Annotated in this window: 30 protein-coding genes and 1 other annotated feature; of the genes, 15 read left to right on the forward strand and 15 right to left on the reverse strand. The window is 59.1% G+C overall.

Features of this window, described 5'->3' with window-relative positions; genetic code table 11:
• Positions 1-253: 253 nt before the first annotated feature.
• Together D1646_RS06300 and D1646_RS06305 are read right to left on the reverse strand one after the other, a co-directional pair.
• Entirely contained in the window at positions 254-559 is a 306-nt protein-coding gene (locus D1646_RS06300; protein ID WP_160635647.1) for a type II toxin-antitoxin system RelE/ParE family toxin, read from the reverse strand.
• Positions 546-836: a type II toxin-antitoxin system Phd/YefM family antitoxin gene (locus D1646_RS06305; RefSeq protein ID WP_160635648.1), complete on the reverse strand. Its 291-nt coding sequence runs from the start codon at positions 834-836 to the stop codon at positions 546-548. The genes D1646_RS06300 and D1646_RS06305 overlap by 14 nt, the downstream gene beginning before the upstream one ends.
• Before the next feature lie 117 nt (positions 837-953).
• Between D1646_RS06305 and D1646_RS06310 the strand changes: the two genes are divergently transcribed.
• The 6 genes from D1646_RS06310 (at position 954) to D1646_RS06335 (ending at position 5,284) form a co-directional block, all read left to right on the forward strand.
• Entirely contained in the window at positions 954-1,628 is a 675-nt protein-coding gene (locus tag D1646_RS06310) for a hypothetical protein (protein WP_160635649.1), read from the forward strand.
• Positions 1,629-1,742: 114 nt separating this feature from the next.
• Positions 1,743-2,216 carry a transcription elongation factor GreA gene (gene greA, locus D1646_RS06315; RefSeq protein WP_160635650.1) on the forward strand — a complete coding sequence of 158 codons (474 nt, stop codon included), beginning with the start codon at positions 1,743-1,745 and terminating at the stop codon, positions 2,214-2,216.
• A 38-nt stretch (positions 2,217-2,254) separates the two neighbouring features.
• Positions 2,255-3,760 (forward strand): lysine--tRNA ligase, encoded by a 1,506-nt coding sequence (gene lysS / locus D1646_RS06320; RefSeq protein ID WP_160635651.1) that lies wholly within the window; start codon positions 2,255-2,257, stop codon positions 3,758-3,760.
• Positions 3,761-3,905: 145 nt separating this feature from the next.
• Positions 3,906-4,346 carry a hypothetical protein gene (locus tag D1646_RS06325; protein WP_160635652.1) on the forward strand — a complete coding sequence of 147 codons (441 nt, stop codon included), beginning with the start codon at positions 3,906-3,908 and terminating at the stop codon, positions 4,344-4,346.
• 1 nt (position 4,347) lies between these two features.
• Positions 4,348-4,947, forward strand: a complete 600-nt coding sequence (locus D1646_RS06330; protein WP_160635653.1) for a hypothetical protein — start codon at positions 4,348-4,350, stop codon at positions 4,945-4,947.
• Entirely contained in the window at positions 4,940-5,284 is a 345-nt protein-coding gene (locus D1646_RS06335; RefSeq protein WP_160635654.1) for a hypothetical protein, read from the forward strand. Before D1646_RS06330 ends, D1646_RS06335 begins: the two co-directional genes overlap by 8 nt.
• 53 nt (positions 5,285-5,337) lie before the next feature.
• On the opposite strand, the gene D1646_RS06340 is transcribed toward D1646_RS06335, so the two are convergent.
• The 3 genes from D1646_RS06340 to D1646_RS06350 form a co-directional block, all read right to left on the reverse strand.
• Positions 5,338-6,456, reverse strand: a complete 1,119-nt coding sequence (locus D1646_RS06340; RefSeq protein ID WP_160635655.1) for a DHHW family protein — start codon at positions 6,454-6,456, stop codon at positions 5,338-5,340.
• Between the two features lie 12 nt (positions 6,457-6,468).
• A complete protein-coding gene (locus D1646_RS06345) occupies positions 6,469-7,872 on the reverse strand; it encodes an MBOAT family protein (protein ID WP_160635656.1) in 1,404 nt (467 codons plus the stop codon).
• 63 nt (positions 7,873-7,935) lie between these two features.
• A complete protein-coding gene (locus D1646_RS06350; RefSeq protein WP_160635657.1) occupies positions 7,936-8,934 on the reverse strand; it encodes a DUF4358 domain-containing protein in 999 nt (332 codons plus the stop codon).
• A gap of 252 nt (positions 8,935-9,186) precedes the next feature.
• Here D1646_RS06350 and D1646_RS06355 point away from each other — a divergent pair, with 252 nt between their 5' ends.
• From D1646_RS06355 to D1646_RS06370, 4 genes are read left to right on the forward strand one after another with little or no spacing between them, the layout of a single operon-like run.
• Positions 9,187-9,546 carry a metalloregulator ArsR/SmtB family transcription factor gene (locus D1646_RS06355; protein WP_160635658.1) on the forward strand — a complete coding sequence of 120 codons (360 nt, stop codon included), beginning with the start codon at positions 9,187-9,189 and terminating at the stop codon, positions 9,544-9,546.
• Positions 9,547-9,602: 56 nt separating this feature from the next.
• Complete coding sequence (locus D1646_RS06360; RefSeq protein WP_160635659.1) at positions 9,603-9,815, forward strand: cation transporter; 213 nt, start codon at positions 9,603-9,605, stop codon at positions 9,813-9,815.
• Positions 9,812-10,426 carry a methyltransferase domain-containing protein gene (locus D1646_RS06365; protein ID WP_160635660.1) on the forward strand — a complete coding sequence of 205 codons (615 nt, stop codon included), beginning with the start codon at positions 9,812-9,814 and terminating at the stop codon, positions 10,424-10,426. The genes D1646_RS06360 and D1646_RS06365 overlap by 4 nt, the downstream gene beginning before the upstream one ends.
• A gap of 13 nt (positions 10,427-10,439) precedes the next feature.
• On the forward strand, positions 10,440-12,284 hold the full coding sequence (locus tag D1646_RS06370; RefSeq protein ID WP_160635661.1) for a heavy metal translocating P-type ATPase: 1,845 nt from the start codon (positions 10,440-10,442) through the stop codon (positions 12,282-12,284).
• 39 nt (positions 12,285-12,323) lie between these two features.
• Here D1646_RS06370 and D1646_RS06375 read toward each other — a convergent pair whose 3' ends face one another.
• Positions 12,324-12,527 carry a hypothetical protein gene (locus D1646_RS06375; protein WP_160635662.1) on the reverse strand — a complete coding sequence of 68 codons (204 nt, stop codon included), beginning with the start codon at positions 12,525-12,527 and terminating at the stop codon, positions 12,324-12,326.
• Between the two features lie 781 nt (positions 12,528-13,308).
• On the opposite strand from D1646_RS06375, the gene D1646_RS06380 reads away from it, so the two are divergent.
• The 5 genes from D1646_RS06380 to D1646_RS06400 all read left to right on the forward strand — a co-directional run bounded on the left by D1646_RS06380 (position 13,309) and on the right by D1646_RS06400 (position 15,687).
• Positions 13,309-13,677, forward strand: coding sequence for a hypothetical protein (locus D1646_RS06380; protein WP_160635663.1), 369 nt, complete (start codon positions 13,309-13,311; stop codon positions 13,675-13,677).
• A gap of 63 nt (positions 13,678-13,740) precedes the next feature.
• On the forward strand, positions 13,741-14,304 hold the full coding sequence (locus D1646_RS06385) for a hypothetical protein (RefSeq protein ID WP_160635664.1): 564 nt from the start codon (positions 13,741-13,743) through the stop codon (positions 14,302-14,304).
• 34 nt (positions 14,305-14,338) lie between these two features.
• The gene (locus D1646_RS06390; RefSeq protein ID WP_160635665.1) at positions 14,339-14,524 is read left to right on the forward strand and encodes a spore coat protein; all 186 of its coding nucleotides are present in this window, start codon (positions 14,339-14,341) and stop codon (positions 14,522-14,524) included.
• Positions 14,525-14,540: 16 nt separating this feature from the next.
• Positions 14,541-14,801 (forward strand): spore coat protein, encoded by a 261-nt coding sequence (locus D1646_RS06395; protein WP_160635666.1) that lies wholly within the window; start codon positions 14,541-14,543, stop codon positions 14,799-14,801.
• Positions 14,802-14,964: 163 nt separating this feature from the next.
• Entirely contained in the window at positions 14,965-15,687 is a 723-nt protein-coding gene (locus D1646_RS06400) for a TraX family protein (protein WP_160635667.1), read from the forward strand.
• Positions 15,688-15,731: 44 nt separating this feature from the next.
• On the opposite strand, the gene D1646_RS06405 is transcribed toward D1646_RS06400, so the two are convergent.
• The 9 genes from D1646_RS06405 to D1646_RS06445 all read right to left on the reverse strand — a co-directional run bounded on the left by D1646_RS06405 (position 15,732) and on the right by D1646_RS06445 (position 22,449).
• Positions 15,732-16,166 carry an acetolactate synthase gene (locus D1646_RS06405; protein WP_160635668.1) on the reverse strand — a complete coding sequence of 145 codons (435 nt, stop codon included), beginning with the start codon at positions 16,164-16,166 and terminating at the stop codon, positions 15,732-15,734.
• Positions 16,167-16,178: 12 nt separating this feature from the next.
• The gene (locus D1646_RS06410; RefSeq protein WP_160635669.1) at positions 16,179-17,480 is read right to left on the reverse strand and encodes a phenylacetate--CoA ligase; all 1,302 of its coding nucleotides are present in this window, start codon (positions 17,478-17,480) and stop codon (positions 16,179-16,181) included.
• A gap of 77 nt (positions 17,481-17,557) precedes the next feature.
• Positions 17,558-17,929, reverse strand: coding sequence for a hypothetical protein (locus D1646_RS06415; RefSeq protein ID WP_160635670.1), 372 nt, complete (start codon positions 17,927-17,929; stop codon positions 17,558-17,560).
• 64 nt (positions 17,930-17,993) lie between these two features.
• The gene (locus D1646_RS06420; protein ID WP_160635671.1) at positions 17,994-18,470 is read right to left on the reverse strand and encodes a hypothetical protein; all 477 of its coding nucleotides are present in this window, start codon (positions 18,468-18,470) and stop codon (positions 17,994-17,996) included.
• A gap of 90 nt (positions 18,471-18,560) precedes the next feature.
• Complete coding sequence (locus tag D1646_RS06425; RefSeq protein ID WP_160635672.1) at positions 18,561-18,920, reverse strand: hypothetical protein; 360 nt, start codon at positions 18,918-18,920, stop codon at positions 18,561-18,563.
• Between the two features lie 4 nt (positions 18,921-18,924).
• A complete protein-coding gene (locus D1646_RS06430) occupies positions 18,925-19,746 on the reverse strand; it encodes a hypothetical protein (RefSeq protein ID WP_160635673.1) in 822 nt (273 codons plus the stop codon).
• 6 nt (positions 19,747-19,752) lie between these two features.
• Positions 19,753-20,325, reverse strand: a complete 573-nt coding sequence (locus D1646_RS06435; RefSeq protein WP_160635674.1) for an indolepyruvate oxidoreductase subunit beta — start codon at positions 20,323-20,325, stop codon at positions 19,753-19,755.
• A gap of 3 nt (positions 20,326-20,328) precedes the next feature.
• The gene (iorA, locus tag D1646_RS06440) at positions 20,329-22,074 is read right to left on the reverse strand and encodes an indolepyruvate ferredoxin oxidoreductase subunit alpha (RefSeq protein WP_160635675.1); all 1,746 of its coding nucleotides are present in this window, start codon (positions 22,072-22,074) and stop codon (positions 20,329-20,331) included.
• 63 nt (positions 22,075-22,137) lie between these two features.
• The gene (locus D1646_RS06445; protein ID WP_160635676.1) at positions 22,138-22,449 is read right to left on the reverse strand and encodes a YerC/YecD family TrpR-related protein; all 312 of its coding nucleotides are present in this window, start codon (positions 22,447-22,449) and stop codon (positions 22,138-22,140) included.
• Between the two features lie 149 nt (positions 22,450-22,598).
• Positions 22,599-22,847, reverse strand: a binding site (T-box leader).
• Positions 22,848-23,289 lie beyond the last annotated feature (442 nt).

Consider the following 23,289-nt stretch of genomic DNA (forward strand, 5'->3'; position numbering starts at 1 on the left):
GATTGTGGTATCCAAGCCGGAGAAGATAGATGGCAAGCGGCATCAGCGGGTAGACATCTACTACAGTACCATCGGTCTTTGGACAGCGCCAGAGCCGGAAACGCTGGAACAGGAATATATGGCCTACTATCAAGCCATGCAGAAGCGTAAGAAAAGGACGGCATAGCCGTCCCACATAGAGAGATTTCTTTACAGGTAGCCCGAAGGGTGGCACTTCTTTACGAAGTGCCACCCTTTTCGGACGCCTCTTTTCCTATTGGAGTATCCACTTGTAATCCTGCCGCCCATCTACCACATACTCCACATAGACCGTACCCCCCACAATCAGGAAAAAGACCAGGTAACGGCCTGCCACCAGCATTTTCCGGAAATCAGGGTTTGCCCACTCTAAATCGCAAAGGGGAAAACGTTCCGGCATTTGTTCCAAACTGCGAATATCGGACATCATTTCCTTCTTTAATCGCTTTGCGGCTTCGGGACTGACCTGAGCCAGAAAATAGATATGTTTCTTTATCATCTCCCGGGCATCAGGGGAGATCATAATTTTATGACGCTGCATGGTGATCTCCCTCCGCCTCCGCAATCATTTTGTCCAGTTCCATTTCCAAATCATCCAGGGAGCAGTATTCTGCGCCATTAATGCGCTTCCGCTCAATTTCCATCAGCTTTTCTTGCAGCTTCAGCATTTTTTCTCTGCGGGAAAAGGACTCAATATCCATCACCACCAGGTCGCCCTCTCCGTTTTTGGTCAGATAGACGGGCTCCCCGGTGGAGCGGCACAGCTCGGCGATTTCATTGTAGTTCTGCCGGATAGCGGCACTGGGCTTAATATTCATAGTGGGACCCCCTGATTGTATAATTATAACTATATTATAGCAGAATTCTGCTACCAATACAAGGGGAATGTTTCCCTCTCCCCCGCATAGTCTGTGGAAGAGAAGGGGGGACTTGTGTTGGTTGGACAGCTTCTATGGACGCCGAAAGGAAAAGGGAAGGCGGCGGCGGGCAGGCTGTACGGGATGAACGTCCTGCGGGCGGAGACTGACCGGTGGGGCTTTTGGAGGGAGCGCCGTCTATGCCGGGCGGGGCGGACACTGCGGCAGGGGGGCGCGGGGCGGGTCCTGGTCCCCCGGGACTTTGACCGCTGGGAGCTTCTGACGGGCTTTGGCCTGCGGCCGGTGGACCCCACGTCCTTTGTCCGGTCCCAGTCGGCCCCCATGGCGCTGGAGCTGCTGCGCCGCCGCGGTCTGTCGCCGGAGCGGTCCGCGGTGGCGCTGCGGGGGGATCGGGCGGACCGGGATATGCTCCGGACGGCGGCCTGTCTGTGTCCCCAGGTCCGGGCGCTGGTGATCGACGCCCCCCGGGGAGGCGGGGAGCTGGCGGCCTGGCTGCGGCGGGAGTTCGGCGTGCCCATCCTGCCCCCGGGGGAGGCGGGTCAAATCGCCCTGGAGTTTCAGCCCGGCTGCTCTCAGGGGGAGGAGGCCGCCCTGGCGCTGTACGGTCCCTGGCCGGAGCTGGCAGGGCTCTGCCTCACCGCTCCAGAGCTGGCGGAGGAGGACCGGGATGATCTGCCTCTGCTGGCCGTTTTGTGGGAGGCTGGAAAGCTGGGAGAGGTAAAAATCACTTGACAGACCGGGGGGAAACCCATATAATGTCACAGAATGAGGGATTGTACCTTTTTATTCTCAGCGGCGGCCCGGCCAGAGGGCTAGTATCATGTTCGGAAAGGTGTGCGAGATTTCATGGCGAAGGAATATAAGCTGAGCCCCGAGCGGCTCAAGGAATTGCAGGACGAGCTGAATTACCTGAAAACTGTCCGGGAAAAAGAAGTGGCCGAGCTCATCAAGGAGGCCCGCTCCTTTGGCGACCTGTCGGAGAACAGCGAGTACGACGAGGCCAAGAACGAACAGGGCAAGCTCTACTCCCGCATCGCCCAGGTGGAGGAAATCCTGTCCAACTATGTGGTCATCGAGGAGGAGGAGGACGACGGCGATTACATCCGTCTGGGCTCCACCGTCACAGTGCTGGACAAGGAGTTTGACGAGGAGCAGACCTATAAGATCGTGGGCTCCCAGGAGGCCGATCCCATGAACGGGACCATTTCGGAGGACTCCCCCTTTGGCAAGGCGCTGCTGGGCAGAAACGCCGGCGAGGATATCACGGTGGACGCCCCTGCCGGCCCGGTAGAGTACAAGATTTTGAAGGTGGAGCGGTAACCCGCCGCCCCTACACTGCAAGATAAGGAGAGAGCCATATGGCTGAAAAGAACAATCCAAACGCCGCGCCTGAGCAGGAAAATCTATCTCAGCTGCTGCAAATTCGCCGGGACAAGCTGAAGCAGCTCCAGGACAGCGGCTGCGACCCCTTTCAAATCACCCGTTTTGTGACGGACAACGACTCCGCCCAAATTAAGGAAAACTTCGACGCCCTGGAGGGCAGTGAGGTGGCCCTTGCGGGCCGTCTTATGTCCAAGCGGGGCATGGGCAAGGTGTCCTTCTGCGACCTCCAGGATAAGAGCGGCCGCATCCAACTCTACGCACGGAAGGATGAGATGGACGAGGAGGAGTACAACCGCTTCAAAAAGTACGACATTGGCGATATCGTGGGGGTCCGCGGCGTCGTCTTCCGCACCCAGCGGGGAGAGATGTCCGTGCGGGTCGTCCGGGTGACGCTGCTGTCCAAGTCCCTGCTGCCCCTCCCGGAAAAATTCCACGGCCTGACCAACACTGAACTGCGCTACCGCCAGCGGTATGTAGACCTGATCGTCAATCCGGAGGTGAGGCGGAACTTTGTCATCCGCTCCCAGTTCATCAAGCATGTTCGGGACTTTATGGACGGCCGGGGCTTTATGGAGGTGGAGACTCCCGTATTGAACACTATCTCCGGCGGAGCGACTGCACGGCCCTTCATAACCCACCACAACACGCTGGACATTGATATGTACATGCGCATCGCCACCGAGCTGCCCCTGAAGCGGCTGATTGTGGGCGGCATGGACCGGGTCTATGAGATTGGCCGCATCTTCCGCAATGAGGGCATGGACCCCAAGCATAACCCGGAGTTCACCACCATTGAGCTCTATCAGGCTTATGCCGACTTCAACGATATGATGGACCTGTTTGAGGACCTGCTGTCCTCTGCCGCCCAGAAGATTTTGGGTACCTATCAGGCGGAGTGGCAGGGAGAGAAGATCGATCTGACCCCTGGCTGGCCCCGTATGCCCATGCACGAGGCGGTGAAGCAGTACTGCGGTGTGGACTTTATGGCAATCACCTCTGACGAGGAGGCAGTGGCCGCTGCCAAGGCCATTGGTGTGGAGCTGCCTGAGACGGCAGACAAGACCTGGGGCAACGCCCTGTATGAGTGTTTCGACCAGAAGGTGGAGTCCCAGCTGATCCAGCCCACCTTTATCACGATGCACCCGGTAGATGTCTCCCCATTGGCTAAGCGCTCTCCCAAGGACCCCCGGCTCACCGAACGGTTTGAGTTGTTCATCTGCCGCAGTGAGATGGGCAACGCGTTCTCCGAGCTCAACGACCCCATCGACCAGCGCCAGCGCTTCCAGAAGCAGGTGGAGCTGCGGGACAAGGGAGACGACGAGGCAGGCATGATGGATGAGGACTTCCTCACCGCCCTGGAGTACGGTATGCCCCCCACGGGAGGCCTGGGGATTGGAATCGACCGGTGCGTCATGCTCCTCACCGGGGCCGACTCTATCCGCGAGGTAATTTTGTTCCCCACCATGAAGCCCATGGACTGACAGCAAATCGCAATATGCAGTATGCTTTGGAACAAAAGATGCTGTGTATTGCGATTTTTGATTGCGGGACAATGGTCCCCCCTCGGGCGCGGGGGAGTTGACTTTTGGCGGACATATCGGGTATAATATAGACAGGTGATACAGTGTGACAAGGGACGAGATCAAAAAGAAATTCCCCGTTGATTTTCCAGTTGACCTGCTGCCCGAAGAGGCGTCAGAAGAACATATTGTGGTTTACCGCATTTGCCGCACCGGGAAGGTGGAACCCGCCTCCTTCCTGCCCACATACCGAGATGAGCTGGCACACACCAAGGAGAACGAGGGGGAAATGGACATTGGCCTTTTCTCCCTGTCTACATATGAAAAACCCCGGGACGCGCGGCAGAAGCTGAAATTTTTCCGGGGCTTCCAGCCGGAGGCCATTGCGGCGCGGGGTGTCACCGTAAGCTGCTGCGGACTGGTCCAGCGGACGAGAGCGCGGACCGGCACTAAGAACTCCCACGTGGACTGGTGGCTCTACGAGGGGGCGCAGCCCCATGAATATTTTCATAAGATAAAACCGGAGGACCTGAGAAAGGAGGGATAATGTGCATATTCCCAAGCCCTACTTCAAGCAAGTTCCGCAATATGGCGATTTGGTCATGGAACAGATCATTGTGGAGTACGTCTACCCCCTGCTCTCTGTGCTGAAGGACCGGAGAAACAACCGATACCTGTGTATGTGTTTTGACACGCGGGGGGCACAGCGCTGGCTGATTGCACCGGTCTCCCGCCGAGTGCTGATCCACCTGCTAACAAACCGTATCCCCCTGGACGAACCCTTCCGAATGTTTGGACAGCGGATCATATACGCGGTGCGGAATTATGAGACGGGACAGGAGCGCTTTGAGCTGCTGTTTCCCTATGAGATCCCCCGGGAAAACTTTCCGGCCCCAGGGGAGTATCTGGATGCGGAGGACGGGGAGTGGGACGACTATATCCAGGATCTGAACGCGGAGGACGACCCCTGGGTCCAGATTTCGGAGGCCACATCCCTCTACACAAATTTAAGGCAGAGCAAGGTCTATGTCTTGATCCATGACGACTTCAGGCAGCAGTACGCCCAGGCGGCGGACAATTCCGGCGGCGTCACCTTCACTACGCCGGTGCGTTTTGCTCTGAATGGCAAGGAGAGCTCCTATGATTAAAAAGACGGAATGCCTGCAATTCTCATATGAGAATCGAGTCCGGGAGAAGGAATTTGAACTGGATACTCAGCTTCAGTTCTCCGCACAGTCGCCCATTGATAAGATATTATTGCAGCGCGCAATCATTGTCAGATTCAAGGCGGAACGGGACGACCAAAAATTTCGGCTGGTTTGTATGTGCAGAGTGATTTTTGAGTTTCCCTCCGCTGAGGAACTTTTGGACGGAGAAGCGCTGCTGCGCCAGCACCAGATGGATGCCTATCATGCTGTAGCCGAGATGATAAACCGGACCATGACTGCGATGGGACAGGAGAAGCTTGAGTTCCCGGAGGTCTGACGCCCATAAAATCAATCCCCGCCCTTTCCTCTGGGAAAGGGCGGGGATTTTTTTCATTTGGAGAGAAGGAACAGGTTGTTGTCAGAGGCGAAATTGGGGAAGGAGTAGAGGACGATCACGGTGTCAATGGGGTTCTCCTCCACATACTTTTGTATACTGGACAGGTTGTAGCGCAGGTCGAAGAGGTGAATTTCAGAAAACCGCTCTGTCAGGAAGGGGGTCAGGGAATCGGAGTAGGAATCCCGGATCAACAGGACCCTGGGGCCGTCGCTGTCCTCCTTCTCCACCACGCACAGGGGTTGGTTGCCCCCCAGGAAGTAGGAGTACTTGTCCTTGACCTCCAGATAGCTGTCCACATACAGCCCGCCCTCCACCGGCGCACCCTGAAACCAGGAGGTCACCTGGATCCCATCGTCGGGGACGTAGGTGTCGATCTGGTCCGGGGGCAGCCAGCGCACCCCGGAGGAGGAGAACAGGGTCCCGTAAAACTGGTCGGTAACGGTGGTCTTCTGGTAGTCCGACAAATTCAGCGGCTCCAGCCCCATGGCCTGAAACATGGCGTTGGCCCCGTAGAAGGCCCCCAGACTGGTCCAGTGGTGGTCGGTGCGGTAATAGATATCCTCCCCGCTGTGGGGGGCCAGGGCGTTGTACAGGTCGATGGTGAAGGCCCCGGTGGAGAAACAGAGCCGGTCGATGATCGTCTTCTCGTCGGCGCTGGGGGCCCCAGCGGGGAGCCGGTCCTGCCAGATTTCCGCCGCCGAGGGGATGAGGCCGAAGTACACCGGGACGGATACATTGCCCACCAGGGCGTCCAGATAGCCCATGTCCTGCTCCAGTTTGGCCGGGTCCGGGTCCTCAACCCGGTTGATGAGGGTGTCCTGGGCTCCGAAGTAGACGCCGTTGTTCTCCCGCTTGCCGGACAGCCGCTCACTCCAGGCCTTGGCGGCAACCCAGAAGTCCCGGCCCACAATGTGGTCGGAGACATAGTCCTCCGCCTGCTCCATAAACTTGCCGCTGCTCAGGTTCTCCATCGTCAGCTTAGGGGGCTTTTGGGGGGAGCGGTTCTCCAGGGGGAGAAAGTCCTTGTCGGGCAGCAGCAGGCTGACCACCGACGTGCACCCGATGAAGGCGCAGAACAGGACAGTGAGAAAGATGCTGAATTTTTTAGTCATATCCGCGCCTCCTCAGAAGTTGGAATACAGGAAGGGATTATAGGTGCCGTCCACCAGATAGGCGGTGCACACCAGCAGCCCCCCCGCAATCAGCAGAGTACAGACCACCTGCTGGGCCCGGGTCCCCAGCCGCCGGTAGAGGGCCGCGCCTAGAGGGGTTGAGGCCAGGGCTGCCAGGCAGAGAATGGGCAGATAGCTGGTGAGATAGTAGCCGAAATTGCTGTTTACCAGGGGGACGCCCCCCAGGCCGAACATCACCTTTAGATAGGCCCCCAGCTGGGAAAAATCCTCAATGGCGAAGATGGCCCAGCTGACCATGACGAAAAACATGGTGTAGAGGTGCCCAATCAGCCCGGGAGCCCGGTCCAGCCAGTTCAGCAGGAGGAACTTCTCCGCCATCAGCAGGGCGAAGAAGTACAGCCCCCACAGCAGAAAGTTCCAGCTGGCCCCGTGCCAGATGCCGGTGGCCGCCCACACCGCCAGCAGGTTGAACATCCAGCGGGGCCGGGAGCACCGGTTGCCCCCCAGGGGGATATACAGATACTCCCGAAACCAGGTAGACAGGGAGATGTGCCACCGCCGCCAGAACTCGGTGATGCTTTTGGAGATATAGGGATAGTTGAAGTTGGGCAGGAACTCAAAGCCCAGCATCCGCCCCAGGCCGACGGCCATGTCGGAGTAGCCGGAGAAGTCGAAGTAGATCTGGAAGGTAAAAGCCAGAACCCCCAGCCAGGCCCCGGCCACCGTCAGCTCCCCAGGGGCCATAGCCTTGCAGCTGTCCCACAGCATTCCCACGTTGTTGGCGATGAGCAGCTTTTTCCCCAGACCCACCATCAGGATCTGCACCCCGGAGGCGAATTTCTCGGTGGAGCAGGTCCGCTGGTCGATCTGGTCCCCCAGGTCCTTGTACTTGATGATGGGCCCGGCAATGAGCTGGGGGAAGAGAGTGACAAAGGTGCCGAAGTTGAGGATGGACCGCTGGGCCCGGGCGTCCCCCCGGTAGACGTCGATGGTGTAGCTCATGGTCTGGAAGGTATAGAAGGAGATGCCGATGGGCAGGTGGACCCCCAGCACCGGCATGAAGCCCAGCCCCACCGCCTGGAGGGAACCGGCGATGAAGTCCCAGTACTTGAAGAAGCACAGCAGGGCCAGGTTGAACACCACCGAGGAGGCCACCGCCAGCCTCGCCCCCCGGTCGTTCCCCCGGGCCCTGCACCGCTCCACCAGCAGGCCGTGGGTGTAGTCGATGGCGGTGGACAGGAACATGATGGCCACATAGGCCCGCTCCCCCCACCAGTAGAAAAACAGGGAGGCGCACAGCAGCACCACATTGCGCCACTTCCGCGGCACCACGTAGTACACCGCCAGCGTGAAGGCCAGGAAGTAGAACATAAAGATGGGGGTTGAGAAGACCATGGCGGACACCTCGCAGTTCAAAATGAGAGGGGGCGGCGGGTCGCCGCCCCCTGTTATTTTGCCTTAAAACAGGGCGTTGAACTCACTGACGATATCGTCGCAGTTCTCGTGGACAATCATCATCACATAGTTCCCGTTGGAGACAATGCGGGAGTTGTTCTCCCACTGGTCCATAGCCATAGGATACTGGGCGCCACCGGGGCCGTTGCCGTCGCCCACCATGTAATCCACACGGGCCTGGAAGACGGCCTTCACCGCGTCCACATCCTTGCTGTCCTTTACCTGGACCAGACCGAACTCCCCGTTGTTCATGGAGATCATGCACACGTAGACCAGCATCTGCTCGGCGCTGATGTCAGACATGCCGGGGTAGACCAAATCCAGAATGTCCTTGTCCGCCAGCTCCAGGAAACCGAACTCATACTTGCCGGTGGTGGCGTCGTAGAAGGCCTGGAGGTCCACCTTGGCGGCGGAGGAGCTGCCGGAACTGCTGCTGGAGCTGGAGCCGTTGGAGGCTCCAGAGGAGGAACCGGAGCCGCCGCTGGGCTTGGAGGTGTCAGGCTTGGTCTCCTCCTTCCAGCTGCAGGTGACGGTGCAGGTGGCGGCAGCGTCCTTGTAGACGGCGGTGATGGTGGCGGTGCCGGGGCCCACGGCGGTGATGGTGCCCTTGGCGTCCACCTTGGCCACCTTTTCATCGCTGGAAGAGAAGGTGGGGAGCTCCGGGGCGGAGCTGTACTGGAGCTGGAACTGCGCCCCCGCCTTGTTCAGCGTCACCTTCTCCTTGTTCAGGGTGAGCGTGGCGGGCTCAGAGACATCCCCCTGGCTGCCCGAGCCGTCCGGATTGGAGCCGTCGGGGCTGGAGCCGTTGGGGTTGGAGCTGTCGGGGTTGGAGCCGTCCGGGTTGGAGCCGTCCGGCAGACTGGAGCTGACGCCCGAGCTGCCGGAGGAGCCGCTCCCCGGGTTGGAGGAGGCGCTGCCGCCCCCGTTGTTGCCGCCGCCGCAGGCGGCCAGGGAGAGGGCCATTGCGCTGGCCAGGATCATGGCGAAGATACGTCTTTTCATAGTTAAGTAAACTCCTTTTCTGTTGGGGTTAAAATCAGACCCAATTTTGGGTTCTGTGAGCTTTGACGCAGGAAGCGAAAAAAGGTTCCCGCCCGAAAAAAATTTTTTTAGCTGGAACATTATACATTCTTTCTTCCCCGCTGGCAAGAGAAAAATTCTCCCCCACCCCCTTGACAAGGAGAGCCCGATGTAGTATGATAAACCCAATAAATGAACAAGTGCTCATATATTGTAAAAAGAAAGGAGTCCCCTATGGAAGCCAAGACCGTCCCCCATTGTGAGGAGGAGTGCGTCCACCTGGATGCGGTAGACCAGGTCCGCTCCCAGCTGCCCCCCGACGAACAGCTCTACGACCTGGCGGAACTGTTCAAAATTTTTGGCGACAGCACCCGGGTCAAAATCCTCTACGCCCTGCTGGAGTCGGAGCTGTGCGTGTGCGACATTGCCAAGCTGATGGAGGTGACCCAGTCCGCCGTGTCCCACCAGCTGCGGGTCCTGAAAAACAGCAAGCTGGTAAAATTCCGCCGGGAAGGGAAAACTGTGTACTACTCCCTGGCCGACGACCACGTGATTCATATCCTGGCTCAGGGTATGGAACATATTCTTGAGTGATCCCGGCGGAGCCGGGTCCATCACCATCACATCATAACAGGAAAGGAAGTATCACCATGAAAAAGACCTTTAAGCTCATCGACCTGGACTGCGCCAATTGCGCCGCCAAAATGGAGAACGCCATTAAGAAGCTGCCTGGCGTCACCGGCGCCTCGGTCTCCTTTATGGCCCAGAAAATGACCATCGAGGCGGACGACCTAGAGGCCGTGATGCCGGAGGTGGTGAAGTGCTGCCGGAAGGTAGAACCCGACTGCCAGATCGTGCTGTGAGGAACTTCTGGGACCGCTGGGCCCGATTTTATGACCTGGCGGAGCGGAGCAACCGAGCCGTGAACAGGGCCGCCGCAGTCCGGACAGCGGAGTTGATTCCCCCGGGGGCCCGGGCTCTGGACTGCGCCGCCGGGACGGGGGAGTTCTCTCTGGCGGCAGCAAAGCGGGCGAAGACGGTGCTGTGTACCGACCTTTCTCTGCCCATGCTGGAGCAGGCCCGGAAAAAGGCCAAAAAGCGGGGCCTGACCAACGTCAGCTTCGCTCAGCGGGACATCACCGCCCTGCCCGACTCGGACGGCAGCTTTGACGCGGTCATTGCCGCCAACGTCCTCCACCTGCTCCCCAGGCCGGAGGCGGCGGTGAGAGAGCTGTGGCGGGTCACCGCCCCTGGCGGACGGCTGATCCTGCCCACCTACCTCCAGGGGGAGGTAGGGGCGGCCTACAGGACGATGATAAAAATTTATCAGGGCGTGGGCTTTCACTACGAGCACGCCTTCACCCCGGAGACCTATCGAATGCTGCTGGAGAGTTTGGAGCTGGGCCGGGTTTGGGTCGAGGTCATACCGGGCCGGGTTCCCGAGGGTATAGGTTTGCTGGAAAAGCCCATGTAAAGAGGTGTTTTTTATGACCCGAAAACAAAAAAAGACGCTGTACCGCATTGCTGCTGCGGCGGCACTGTTTGTTCTGTGCCTCCTCCTGCCGGTGACAGGGCCGGTGCGGCTGGGGGCGTTCCTGGTCCCCTACCTGGTCATCGGCTGGGACGTACTCTGGAAGGCGGCCCGGAATATTGCCCACGGCCAGGTCTTTGACGAGAACTTCCTCATGTGCGTAGCCACCATCGGGGCCCTTATCATCGGCGAGTACCCCGAGGCGGTGGCGGTGATGCTGTTCTACCAGATTGGAGAGCTGTTCCAGAGCGTGGCTGTCTCCCGCTCCCGCCAGTCCATCTCTGAGCTGATGGACATCCGCCCCGACTACGCCAACGTGGAGCGGGAGGGCCAACTGGTCCAGGTGGACCCGGAGGAGGTGGCGGTTGGGGATGTGATCGTCATCAAGGCCGGGGAGCGGGTCCCTCTGGACGGAACCATTTTGGAGGGGACCTCCGCCCTGGACACCGCCGCCCTCACCGGCGAGTCTCTGCCCCGGGATGTGGCCGCCGGGGACAGCGTAATCTCTGGCTGCGTCAACCTCACGGGACTGCTCCATGTGAAGGTGTCAAAGCCCTTTGGGGAGTCCACTGTGGCCCGGATTCTGGACCTGGTGGAGAACTCCAGCGAGAAGAAGGCCCAGGCGGAGCACTTTATCACCAAGTTCGCCCGGTACTACACCCCCATCGTGGTCTTTGCCGCCCTGGCTCTGGGGGTTGTCCCCTCCCTGCTGGACGGCCAGTGGGGCGTCTGGGTCCCCCGGGCGCTGAACTTCCTGGTGGTGTCCTGCCCTTGTGCCTTGGTCATCTCCATCCCTCTGTCCTTCTTCGGCGGACTTGGGGGCGCGTCCAAGCAGGGGATCCTGGTCAAAGGCAGCAACTACCTGGAGGCCCTGGCCCAGACCGGAATCGTAGTCTTTGACAAGACGGGCACCCTGACCCAGGGCCGTTTCTCCGTCACAGCCGTCCACCCCCAGGGACTGACGGAACAGGAGCTGCTGGAGCTGGCCGCTCTGGCGGAGCAATCCTCCACCCACCCCATCTCCCGCTCCATTGTGACAGCCTGGGGCGGGAAACCCGACCAGATGCGGGTCTCTCAGGTGGAGGAGGTGGCGGGCCACGGCGTCCGGGCCACGGTGGACGGGCGGCAGGTGCTGGCGGGCAACTCAAAGCTGATGGATTTGGAGAAGATTCCGGTCACCTCCCCCCATGAGCACCTGGGGACGATCATCCACATTGCGGTGGATGGCCGCTATGCCGGACACCTGGTCATCGCCGACCAGCCCAAGGCCACCTCCGCCCAGGCGCTGCGGGAGCTGAAGGCGGCAGGGGTACGGCAGACCGTCATGCTCACCGGCGACGCCCAAGGCGCGGCCCAGGGTGCGGCCCAGGAGCTGGGTCTGGACCAATTCTACGCCCAGCTGCTCCCGGCGGACAAGGTGGAGCGGGTGGAGGACCTTCTGCGGGACAAGGGCCCCAAGGAGAAGCTGGTCTTTGTGGGGGACGGCATCAACGACGCCCCCGTCCTCTCCCGGGCAGATATCGGGGTAGCTATGGGGGCCCTGGGCTCCGACGCGGCCATTGAGGCGGCGGATATCGTCCTCATGGATGACGATCTGCTCAAGCTCCCGGTGGCGGTGCGTATTGCCCGCAAAACACTGTCCATCGTGCGGCAGAACGTGGTCTTTGCCCTGGGGGTGAAGCTGCTGGTGCTGGTGTTGTCCGCCGTGGGTTTGGCCAATATGTGGGCCGCCGTCTTCGCCGACGTGGGGGTCTCCGTGCTGGCCATCCTCAACGCCAGCCGGATGCTGAGCGCAAAATAAATAAAGCATCCCCACCAGTCAGGCGGGGATGCTTTTGTGTTACATCGCCTCAAAGCAGGCGTCCAGATAGGCGTGAACCGCCCTGTCCGCCTCGACCATGTAGTTGAACAGCATACAAAAGCTGTCGGCATAGGGATTCTGCGTTTGGACCAGCCCCATGGACATCAGCCCTACCGCGTTTACTCCTTGGGATAGCTTTTCCACCGCAGCATCCAGCTCAAGCAAATTATCCTGCAAATTCATTGTCACTTCAATTCGTAAAGTAGATTCAAAAGAAAAAGGACTGTAAAAAAACAGCCCCTTAATTACTTTAGATTGTTGAATTGACATTTGTTGTTTAGCACTATATAATAGTTATTGTGGAATCCAGCCACCACTATGGTGGAGGTAAAAAGACGGTTGCCCTTCATCTCTCCCGCAGGTGCGGAATGGAGGCGTGTGTATAGCCCCTGCGGGAAGGTTTCTCAAAGGGAGTGATACATATGACTTTGCTTTTTGGTGTCATTGGTACTGTTGGCACAATTGCAAGTGTTATATCGCTTGTGATCGTGTTATATGACAGGAAAATTGACAAAAAGAAAAGTGAGCCGTCTGCGGCAACAGACAGCTCACAGGATGCTTGAGGGATAGTCCCTCGCCCTGATTAAGTTTGTATGTTGTGGCAACCGTCTGGGTTCCACACCTCTAATTATATCAGCTGTTGTTTAACTTGTCAACTTTTTAAACAAGAGATTTTTATAGAAAATCTCCTTAATTGACATAATTTCTTCCAAAATATTATTTACTGCTTTTTATGCGGCCTCCTCGGAGGTCTTTTTTGTTATATCATATACCTACTTTTATTTTTTATGATTTCACTTTACGAATTGAAAAAAATCTAATCAATCCCTTGACAGGCAGCTTTTTTCCTGATATAATGGTCCCAATAAAAATGATGTTGGGTATAGTTATGGCAAGGGCCATACTATACCCTTTTTTCCTGTATAAGGAGAGGGGGAATCTATTACTGCAGGAGGAATTTGACATGAACAACAAGAAATCCGCCCAGGAGTACCCCGTCCACATCCTGCGTGAGCAGCTGCGCCAGCGGGCCGCTGACGACGCGCTGTTCCTCTCCCGCTCGGTCAGCCGCCTGACCTCCTGCGACGCCCAGCCCTGTCTTGAGTACCGGGACGAGGTGACCGCGGAGTACGGGATCATCGACCGCCTCCTCTACACCCAGCAGTGCCGCGCCTGCCTGGAGCGCTGCATCGGTCAGGGCCGCTCCCGCCTGCGCTACCGCTGGAGGGACGGCCGGGTTACCGAGACCAGCTTCCGTCGGGTCGCTCCCGGCAGAGTCAAGGTCTTTGGGCTGCTGCGGGAGACCGCAAGGCCCCTCCCCCAGGCCGGCTGAGCCATAAATTCGTAAATCTTCCCCCTCTCCCCGCATAGAATGGCAGGAGAGGGGGAGAACTTATTGGAGGAACGGTTGACGATGCGGGGCGGCGGGACCCTGATCCTGCGTCAGGAGGGACAGCGCGTCCACATGACGGCGGAGCGTCCGGCGGACGGGCGGGGACTCTATAAGGTGTGGCTCCACGGCAATCACGGGGGAAAGCTGCTGCTGGGCACTCTGGTTCCGGAGGGCGGGCGGCTGACTCTGCGGCGCACTCTGACCGTGGGGGCACTGGAGCGGGCGGGCTGCTGGCCCCAATTCCAGGCGGCGGCCCCTCTGGCCTTTGCCTTTGACTCCCAGAAGGGCGGGGGCTGGTACTGCGAGCCCCACCCCGACCGGCTGCTGTGCGACCCGGTGCTGAAATGCCAAGCCTCCAGCCCCATGCTGTGCCGCCGGGAGGGGGAGGGCTTCTCTCTGGCCGCCCCCTTCCGCACCGACATACCGGTCCCCCTGTCCGCCCTGGTCTGCCTGGCCAGCGTGGAGCGGCAGGAGGGCCGCTGGCACCTGGTGTGGCGGTTTGATGCCGATGGAAATCCAAAAATTCCGCATAAAACACAAGCCGCTGGACAGACTAACTGCCAGTAACGGGGAAGTCCCCGCTTTGAAAGGAGGCAGTTTTATGCCCAATCTCACCAGTAAGGAGCTCAACGCCCTCTCTGACCAGCTGGACTTTGAGAGGGTGCTCCACTGCAAGTACCTCTCCGCCGTCCAGGAGAGTCAGGACCAGGAGCTGCGGAGCAAATTCCAGGCCTGCGCCGGCCAGCATCTGAACAACTACAACACCTTGCTCAACTATCTGCGCTGACGAAGGAGGAACACCCATGAACGACCAGGAGCGAATGACTGATTTTATTTGCAGCGAAAAGAAGATGACCGCCAACTACGACACCTACGCCTCCGAATGCGTCAATATTGCCCTGCGCAACGACTTCCTCAACATCCTCAACCAGGGCCACCAGACCCAGAGCGACCTGTTCCGCATCGCCCAGTCCAAGGGCTGGTACCAGGTGGAACAGGCCCCGGCCAGCAAGGTGAGCCAGGCCTACACCAAGTTCTCCAACCAGAAGCCCACGGCGTCCTGACCGTCCCCGGTCCCTGCACCAGCCCCGCTGGCGCAGGGGCTGTTTTTGTCTGCCCGCCGCTTTCAGAGGCTTTTAAGGTTTTTTTAATCCTCTCTCCCCTTGATGGACATGGTGCTCGGTGCTATAATTGAACAAACTTAAACTTATAGGGAGAGCTGCCGCAATGTTTCAGGAAGAAACACTGACTCCAAAGCTCCGAAGCAATTTGGACACAGATTTTCTCAAGCTGATTGCGATTCTTTCCATGGCCATTGACCATGTGGGCTCCGCCTTTTTTCCTCAGTACCCGGTATTCCGCTGGATTGGCCGGCTGGCTTTCCCCATCTTCGCCTATTGTCTGACGGTGGGCCTGCTCTACACCCATGATATCAAACGGTATCTGATCCGTCTGAGTGTCTTCGCTCTGGTCTCCCAGCCCTTCTATATTTTCGCTTTCCATCCCTGGGATTGGCAGGCGGAGTGGATGAATATGAACATTTTCTTCACTCTGCTGGTCAGTCTGCTGGCGATGTGGGGGCTGCACACCAGAAGATGGTGGCTGTTCATTGCCATGTTTGTTCTGGCCAGCCTGGTGAATTTTGACTACTCCGCCAATGGAATCATCCTGATGCTTATCTTCTATCTGTGCCGGAACCGCCCTGCCCTGGGTGCCGGACTCTACATCCTGTTTTGGCTGCCCGCACTGTGGGGCGGAGACCTGGAGGACCCCCGGTCCCTGATCGTGGCGGGCCACGCCGTCAACTGGACCGTGTTCGGCATGTTGTCCGTTTTGCCCATCTATCTGCCAACCCGCACAGGGATCAAAATTCCCAAATGGGTCTTCTACGGCTTCTACCCCGCCCATCTGGCAGCCATCGGAATCGTCCGCGTCATCTTAAAAGTATGAGAAACCCCCGCTCCAACTCAGCCGGAGCGGGGGCGCTTTTTAAGTTACAGCTTGTCGATTTCCTCCTGCTCCACCACCTTGATGCCCTGCTCGGCCAGGACGGCGGAGGCAATCACGTTGTCCTCCACTCGGAAGATCATGTAGGCGTGGTCTACGGTCTTGCCGCCCAAAAAGGCGTACATATACTCCACATTCACCTTGGCGTTGGTGAGGACCTGGAGGACCTTGCAGAGACCGCCGGGTACGTCGGGAATGGCAACCCCCAGCACGGGGGTCACGCTGTTGACAAAGCCTGCGTCCTTCAGCACGGTAGTGGTCTTATACACATCGTCCACAATGATCCGGGCGATGCCGAAGTCGCTGGTCTCGGCCAGAGAGAAGGCCCGCATGTCAATCTGGTTCTGAGCCAGTACACCGGTCATGGCATACAGGGAACCGGGCTTGTTCTCCAAAAAGACAGAAATTTGTTTGATGCTCATAGCGCTCCCTCCTTAAATTTTCCGCTTGTCGATCACACGCACTGCCTTGCCCTCGCTGCGGACGATGGACTTGGGGGCCACCAGGGTCACCTTGGCGGCAAGACCCAGCATGGAACGCAGGCCGTCCACCAGCTCCTTCTGGCGGCGGCTGATCTCGCCCATGTTGTCGGTGAACATCTCGGGGGTCATCTCCACCTGAACATCCAGAGTATCGGTGTTCTTGACCCGGTCCACAATGATCTGATAGTTGGCGGCATAGCCGTGGTTGAGGAGGACGGTCTCGATCTGGGACGGGAACACGTTGACCCCCCGGATGATGAGCATATCGTCGGTGCGGCCCCTGGGCTTGCTCATCTTCACGTGGGTGCGGCCGCAGGAACACTTCTCCCGGGTCAGGGTACAGATGTCCCGGGTGCGGTAGCGCAGCAGGGGGAATGCCTCCTTGGTGATGGAGGTGAAGACCAGCTCCCCCTGGGCCCCTTCGGGGAGGACCTCGCCGGTGTCCGGGTCGATGATCTCGGCAATGAAGTGGTCCTCGTTGACGTGCATCCCGGTCTGGGCGGAGCACTCGAAGGAGACGCCGGGGCCGGACAGCTCGGTCAGGCCGTAGATATCGTAGGCTTTAATACCCAGAGTATTCTGAATGTCCTGGCGCATCTCCTCGCTCCAGGCCTCAGCGCCGAAGATGCCCGCTTTCAGGGGGATCTGGTCGGGGGTGAGGCCCATCTCCTTCATGGTCTCGCCGATGTAGGCAGCGTAGGAGGGGGTGCAGCACAGGATGGTGGCCCGGAGGTCCTGGATGAACATGATCTGCCGCTCGGTGTTCCCCGAGGAGGTGGGGATGGTGAGACAGCCCACCTTGTGAGAGCCGCCGTTGAGGCCGGGGCCGCCGGTGAACAGGCCGTAGCCGTAGGACACCTGACACACGTCCTCATCGGTGCCGCCGGCGGCCATGATGGCCCGGGCACAGCAGTCCTCCCACAGGTCGATATCGTGCTGGGTGTAGAAGGCCACAACCCGCTTGCCGGTGGTGCCCGAGGTGGACTGAATGCGTACGCACTCCTTGAGGGGCTTGGCCACCAGCCCGTAGGGGTAGGCCTCCCGCAGGTCGGCCTTGGTGATAAAGGGCAGCTTGTGCAGGTCGTCGCTGGACTTAATGTCATCGGGGGTCAGACCCTTCTCCTCCATCTTCTTCCGGTAGTAGGGCACGTTTTCCCAGACGTGGCGCACCTGCTTCACCAAACGCTGGTCCTGCCAGGCCTTAATTTGTTCCCGGGACGCGCACTCAATCTCGGGCTGGTAATATCTCTCCATGGGAATCCTTCCTTTCGGGTCGAATATGTAAATTTGCTTGGGTCACAATCCTGTAGATGCCCGCGGTATCCGCCGCGTTACTTGGCCAGAACCAGCCCCCGGTTCACGGGGATCTTCTGCTTGCCGAAGTCCATGTCAAAGATGACGGTGACCGTCACCGGCGGGTCCTTGATAAACTCGTCAAAGACATAGCTGGACTCCAGCTCCGCCAGGTTGGCGAAGTCCTCCTGACTGAAACCGGTGTAGTCAGAGCCGTCAGAGCCCATGTCCAGAGTGATCCGGGCCTGGTAGTCCGGCGCACCCGGAGTCACGGAGATGGCGTATTTGGGGGAGTTGACATAGTTGGCGGGCAGCTTCTCCTTGAAAAACTGCTTCAGCGCCTGGGCGTTGGCATCGCCGGCCTCCGCTGTCTTCTTGGCGCCGCCAAACAACTTGGAGAAAAATCCCATTGCAATCATTTCCTTTCAAATTGAATGTTTTTTCTGTTGACTAAGAAAAGCATTCGCTCCATTTTTATGTAAGAACAAACTCTGCACTCTTCTGATAAACAACTCCTGTGACCGATGTAAAGAAGAACGTGATCCAATATAAGCCGGGTTCATCAGGGCGGGTTAAATGCTCTCTCAAATCCACCTCAAAATCCGCCTCTCCGCAGGACCACATAGCCGTTCCCACTAAAGTACTTTCCCGGGTTGTGCGCTCTCCAAAGGGTTCCTTGGCCCAATACATCCAATGGCCGTCACGCATTTTCTCTACCGAACATTCCCTTGGACTGAAGTAGTACCACAAAGACGATTCGTTTTTCAAATGAACATTTAACACACAATCCGAAGGAGCAGAAACAGATACATCTATCTCGCTCAAACTTTCAAAATCATAGTCTGCAAGATACCACTCTTTTCGCTCTTGCGCCAAGAAAAGAACAGCGAAGACTATGACCCCAAGGCTCAGGAGAATTGCCTTAATTTGTTTTGGCCGTAAATCCATCATTACAAAAACCAATCGGTGAAAAGAAAATTTCCCTGTTTCTTGTTTGGACAGAAAGCGGTCTTCCTGTCTGTCCCACAGGCGGGACAGGGGTTATGCCATATGCTCGTCTATGTAGTCAGCCACATCGGACCAGCTGGAAACGGAGGTATCCGGGTCTTCGCCCTGGTCGGTGTCCACCTGGCCGTCGTACTCCCGGTACTCCCGCAGGCAGACCCCTCCCCTGATGTGGAGAAACTCCGCATTTAAATTTTCATCGTAATAGGCGTAGACCAGTTCCTCGCCCCGGGACAGCACCAGCCATTCGCTGGTCTCCCAGCCGAAGAGCTCGGTGCCGGAGGCGTCCTCCAGCAGCACACAGCCCTCCCGCTCCTCCACCTGTACATTGTCAGAGCCAAAGCGCTCCCAGGCGCTGTCCCGGGTCGTGTTGATCTTCACTTTGCAGGCGTACACAAATTTACCCTCCTGTCTGCCGCAGATACTCTGCCAAGGCGTCGTGGAGCTCCAAAAAGGGCTCCTCCTTCAGCCGCTGGCCGGTATGGCGGTTCACCAGGTCCAGCTGGATATCCCCCTGGACATAGCCGTCAATCAGCGCCATTACTTGCAGCAGCAGCTCCCCGGTGACATCGTAGAGCATATCCGCCTCCCCGTCCCCCAGGGCGTACCGGGCCCGGGCCAGCTCCACCGCCTGGGCCTGCTGAGCGGCAATGGCCCGGAGCACCTTCTGCTGGAAGGGATTTTGTCCCTCTCCCTGCAGCCGGGGCCGGACGTCCCAGCCACGGGCCAGCACCAGCCGCTGAAATTCCTCCCAGGCGGTCTGGGGGAAGGGCATCCAATTGCCCTCATACTTCTGCCGCAGCTGGGGCAGCGTCTCCAGGGTGTAGGGCAGAAAGGCCTTGTAGGTGGTGTGGGCCAGCATGGGAAAGTCAATCTCCCCCTGAAAGGCAACCCGCTTGATGGGGACCTGCCGGGCCAGCTCCTGATAGGACAGCGCGCCGGTGGCGGGGACCGGCCAGTCAATGCTGTCCTGCCCGGTGCAGGCCACGGTCAGCACATCCGCTCTGCCCCGGTCCAGGGCCAGGATATAGGCCCCGGGCTCCCCATCGAAGGCCACATAGCCCGATTTCCCCCCGGCCAGCAGCGCCAGCCAACTGCCGGGGCCGTCGTTGCTCCACACGTCGGAGGCGCTTGCGCAGGCGCAGGGGCCGTCGCCGCCCCAGAAGTAGACCTCAAACCCGCCGGCGTCTATGCGGCAGATGGAAAAGCGGATCTGTTCCATCCGCCCTCAGGCTTTCTTCCCCAGTTCAAAGGCCCGCTTGTTCAGCTCCAGGAACTTGGGGGGGACCATGGCCTCCAGGGACTCCTGCCAGGCCTGGTCGGGCAGGTCGAAGTAGTGGGACAGCCGGCCCATGAGGACGATGTTCACCGCCTTGGCAGACCCGGCCTCCTCGGCCAGCTTGAGGCAGTCCAGGGCGTCCACCTTGGCCCCGGCGGCCTTCATCTTCTCCACCAGGTCCTCCGGGTAGGAGGCGGCCCCGGTGATGACGGGCATGGGGTCAATCTGCTGGGTGGAGGTGACGATCTGGCCGTCAGGCTTTAAGTAGCTCAGCCAGCGGGCGGCCTCCAGCAGCTCAAAGGAGACGATATAGTCCGCCTCTCCCCTGTCGATGACGGGGGAGTGTACCTTGTCGCCATAGCGCACATAGGTGACCACCGAGCCCCCCCGCTGGGACATACCGTGGACCTCGGACACCTTCACGTCGTAACCCTGCTCCATCAGCAGGTGGCCCAGCAGCTTGGAGGCCAGCAGGGAGCCCTGGCCCCCCACGCCCACAATCATAATATTTTTGGTTTCCATTGTTCAGCCCTCCTTCCTGGTGCTCTGGAACGCCTGCACCGGGCACAGCTGCTCACACACGCCGCAGCCCACGCACAGGGTGTTGTCAACCCGGGCCTTGCCCTCCTTGATGGAGATGGCGGGACAGCCGATTTTCATGCAGCTGCGGCAGCCTACGCACTTCACCGGGTCCACCGTCAGCGGGGCCTCATGCTTGACGTACTTGAGCAGGGCGCAGGGCCGGCGGCTGATGATGACAGAGGGCTCAGCGGCGGCCAGCTCCTCCTTGAGGGCGGCGTCGCAGGCCTTCAGGTCGTAGGGATCCACTACCCGGACCCGGCGGAAGCCCATGGCCTTGCACAGGGCCTCCAAATCGATTTTCCCGGCGGGGTCCCCCTTGATGTTGTAGCCGGTGGTGGGGTTCTGCTGGTGGCCGGTCATGCCGGTGATAGAGTTGTCCAGGATGATGACGGTGGAGTTGGACTGGTTGTAGGCGATGTTGGCCAGGCCGGTCATGCCGGAGTGCATAAAGGTGGAGTCGCCGATGACGGCCACCGTTTTGCCCTCCGCCTCGGCGCCCTGGGCCTTGTTGAAGCCGTGGACGGCGGAGATGGAGGCCCCCATGCACAGGGTCATATCCATGGCGGACAGGGGGGCAACAGCGCCCAGGGTGTAGCAGCCGATATCCCCCAGGACGGTGACCTTGTTCTTGCTCAGAGTGTAGAACAGTCCCCGGTGGGGGCAGCCGGCGCACATGACAGGGGGCCGGGGGGGGATGGGGTCGTCGATGGACGTCCCCTTATGTACCGGCAGACCCATCTTCTCCGCCACCAGATTCTGGGAGAACTCCCCCTCCAGGGGAAAGACGTCCTTGCCCATCAGGGCCAACCCCAGGGAGCGGCAGTAATTTTCAATGATGGGGTCCAGCTCCTCCACCACGGTGAGGGTTGTCACCGAGGCGGCGAAGTCCCGGATCAGCTTCTCCGGCATGGGCCAGGCCATACCCAGCTTGAGCACGGGGAAGCGGTCGCCGCACACCTCCTTCACGTACTGGTAGGAGGTGGAGGAGGTGATAATGCCGATCTTGTGGTCGGTACCCGGCTCAATCCGGTTAATGGGAGCGGTCTCGGCCCACTGCTGGAGTTTGCGGGTCCGCTCCTCCACCAGGGGGTGGCGGCGGATGGCGTTGCCCGGCATCATTACGTACTTGGCGATGTTCTTCTCATAGGGCTTCGCCTCAGCCTCCGCCCGGGGGGAGGTCTCCACCACCGACTGGGAGTGGGCAACCCGGGTACACGTTTTCAGCAGCACTGGGGTGTCGAACTCCTCGCTGAGCTCATAGGCCAGCTTGGCAAAGGCCAGGGCCTCGGCGGAGTCAGAGGGCTCCAGCATGGGCACCTTGGCGGCGATGGCGTGGTGGCGGGAGTCCTGCTCGTTCTGAGAGGAGTGCATCCCCGGGTCGTCGGCCACACCGATGACCATGCCGGCGTTGACTCCGGTGTAGCTCATGGTAAACAGAGGGTCGGCGGCCACGTTCAGCCCCACATGCTTCATAGCGCAGAAGGACCGCTTCCCCGCCAGACAGGCCCCGAAGGCGGTCTCCATAGCCACCTTCTCGTTGGGGGCCCACTCACAGTAGATCTCGTCGTACTTGGCGGCCTCCTCGGTAATTTCGGTACTGGGGGTGCCGGGGTAGCTGGAAATGACACAGCACCCCGCCTCGTAGAGTCCACGGGCAACAGCGGCGTTGCCCAGCATCAGTTGTTTCATAGTTTCCCTGCTTTCTGTATGTGATTTGTGGGGGCGGCGGTCTGCCCCCTCTTTCGCCGGGCGCTACTCCTCATCCTTGTTCTGGAGTCCCGCACGGGCGATAACCTCCTGCATGACTCCCCCCGCCCCATTGTCCAGCATGGAGCGGCGGACCCGGCTGATGGTGGCGCTGGAGGCCCCGGTCTTGTCCAGGATATCCAGGTAGACCAGCCCCTGCTGGAGATACACCGCCACGTCAAACCGCTGCTCCAGGGAACGCAGCTCGGTGGGGGTACACAGGTCGTCGAAGAACCGGCAGCACTCGTCCAGGTCCTTCAGCTTCAAAATCGTCTCATACAGCGCCAGACTGCGCTCCCGCTTTTCCGGCTTTGCCATGGTAACACACTCCTCTTCAAGTTTCTCCCGGCCGGGGAATTCACTGGTTCAAAGTGTAGCACGGAAAAGCGCAGAAGTAAAGGTTGGACCGGCTTTTTCTCCTGTCATTTTTTAAAAAAGGGTACAAAAAAACTCTGGCGTCTTTCGACCCAGAGGGCGGGGATCACCCCCGCGGTACCACCTCTATTTACCGTCCCCTCTCAGGGGCGGCCTCGTGAAGCGCCTGACAGCGCCCCTCCCCTGTAACGGGCGGACCCGTTCCGTTCTACTCGGCCTGCGCCTTTCCTCGGACAGCTCAGAAGATGAAATTTCAGGCGTGCCGCTGTGCCCCTCGCACCAACCGGGAACTCTCTGAACAGCCTTTGCGCGTCCTACTTTGTCTCCGTCAACGCTTTATTACACTGCATTATAAGGATATTCATGAAATTTGTCAAGAGGGAATTTTTAACGGCCCTCTAATTCGCAAAGTAAAGAAAATTTGTAGAGCGGGCCGGGGTCGTTTCACCTTGTGATGCCGCAGGAGCGCACAAGCGGCGAAGCCGCTTGCCCACTTTGGCAAAGGGGGTGCCCGAGCGAAGCGAGGTCGGGGGATTGTACCTGGAAGCACTATCTTCTACCGCAGATTTCAAGTCGAAGTAATGCCTGCTGATCAATCCCCACCGCTTCGCGGAGCCCCTTTGCCAAAGGGGCCTGGCCCTGCTTCGCAGGGCCATAAAGCGGCAGGCTAGGGTCGTCCCCCCCACACAAAAGATACTTTACGAATTAAGAAACTGTATTCACAAGCGGATAAAACGGTGGTAAGATAGGATACATGGAAGAAAAAGGGCGAGAGTCGTATCC

The sequence above is a fragment of the Pseudoflavonifractor sp. 60 genome, assembly GCF_009911645.1.
In the GTDB taxonomy this organism is placed as follows: Bacteria; Bacillota; Clostridia; order Oscillospirales; family Oscillospiraceae; genus Lawsonibacter.

Coding starts and splice junctions, on each gene's coding strand:
- D1646_RS06300 (WP_160635647.1), bottom strand. CDS start 559: ATGCAGCGTCATAAAATTATGATCTCCCCTGATGCCCGGGAGATGATA.
- D1646_RS06305 (WP_160635648.1), bottom strand. CDS start 836: ATGAATATTAAGCCCAGTGCCGCTATCCGGCAGAACTACAATGAAATC.
- greA (WP_160635650.1), top strand. CDS start 1,743: ATGGCGAAGGAATATAAGCTGAGCCCCGAGCGGCTCAAGGAATTGCAG.
- lysS (WP_160635651.1), top strand. CDS start 2,255: ATGGCTGAAAAGAACAATCCAAACGCCGCGCCTGAGCAGGAAAATCTA.
- D1646_RS06335 (WP_160635654.1), top strand. CDS start 4,940: ATGATTAAAAAGACGGAATGCCTGCAATTCTCATATGAGAATCGAGTC.
- D1646_RS06340 (WP_160635655.1), bottom strand. CDS start 6,456: ATGACTAAAAAATTCAGCATCTTTCTCACTGTCCTGTTCTGCGCCTTC.
- D1646_RS06345 (WP_160635656.1), bottom strand. CDS start 7,872: ATGGTCTTCTCAACCCCCATCTTTATGTTCTACTTCCTGGCCTTCACG.
- D1646_RS06350 (WP_160635657.1), bottom strand. CDS start 8,934: ATGAAAAGACGTATCTTCGCCATGATCCTGGCCAGCGCAATGGCCCTC.
- D1646_RS06355 (WP_160635658.1), top strand. CDS start 9,187: ATGGAAGCCAAGACCGTCCCCCATTGTGAGGAGGAGTGCGTCCACCTG.
- D1646_RS06360 (WP_160635659.1), top strand. CDS start 9,603: ATGAAAAAGACCTTTAAGCTCATCGACCTGGACTGCGCCAATTGCGCC.
- D1646_RS06370 (WP_160635661.1), top strand. CDS start 10,440: ATGACCCGAAAACAAAAAAAGACGCTGTACCGCATTGCTGCTGCGGCG.
- D1646_RS06375 (WP_160635662.1), bottom strand. CDS start 12,527: ATGAATTTGCAGGATAATTTGCTTGAGCTGGATGCTGCGGTGGAAAAG.
- D1646_RS06380 (WP_160635663.1), top strand. CDS start 13,309: ATGAACAACAAGAAATCCGCCCAGGAGTACCCCGTCCACATCCTGCGT.
- D1646_RS06390 (WP_160635665.1), top strand. CDS start 14,339: ATGCCCAATCTCACCAGTAAGGAGCTCAACGCCCTCTCTGACCAGCTG.
- D1646_RS06395 (WP_160635666.1), top strand. CDS start 14,541: ATGAACGACCAGGAGCGAATGACTGATTTTATTTGCAGCGAAAAGAAG.
- D1646_RS06400 (WP_160635667.1), top strand. CDS start 14,965: ATGTTTCAGGAAGAAACACTGACTCCAAAGCTCCGAAGCAATTTGGAC.
- D1646_RS06405 (WP_160635668.1), bottom strand. CDS start 16,166: ATGAGCATCAAACAAATTTCTGTCTTTTTGGAGAACAAGCCCGGTTCC.
- D1646_RS06410 (WP_160635669.1), bottom strand. CDS start 17,480: ATGGAGAGATATTACCAGCCCGAGATTGAGTGCGCGTCCCGGGAACAA.
- D1646_RS06415 (WP_160635670.1), bottom strand. CDS start 17,929: ATGGGATTTTTCTCCAAGTTGTTTGGCGGCGCCAAGAAGACAGCGGAG.
- D1646_RS06420 (WP_160635671.1), bottom strand. CDS start 18,470: ATGATGGATTTACGGCCAAAACAAATTAAGGCAATTCTCCTGAGCCTT.
- D1646_RS06430 (WP_160635673.1), bottom strand. CDS start 19,746: ATGGAACAGATCCGCTTTTCCATCTGCCGCATAGACGCCGGCGGGTTT.
- D1646_RS06435 (WP_160635674.1), bottom strand. CDS start 20,325: ATGGAAACCAAAAATATTATGATTGTGGGCGTGGGGGGCCAGGGCTCC.
- iorA (WP_160635675.1), bottom strand. CDS start 22,074: ATGAAACAACTGATGCTGGGCAACGCCGCTGTTGCCCGTGGACTCTAC.
- D1646_RS06445 (WP_160635676.1), bottom strand. CDS start 22,449: ATGGCAAAGCCGGAAAAGCGGGAGCGCAGTCTGGCGCTGTATGAGACG.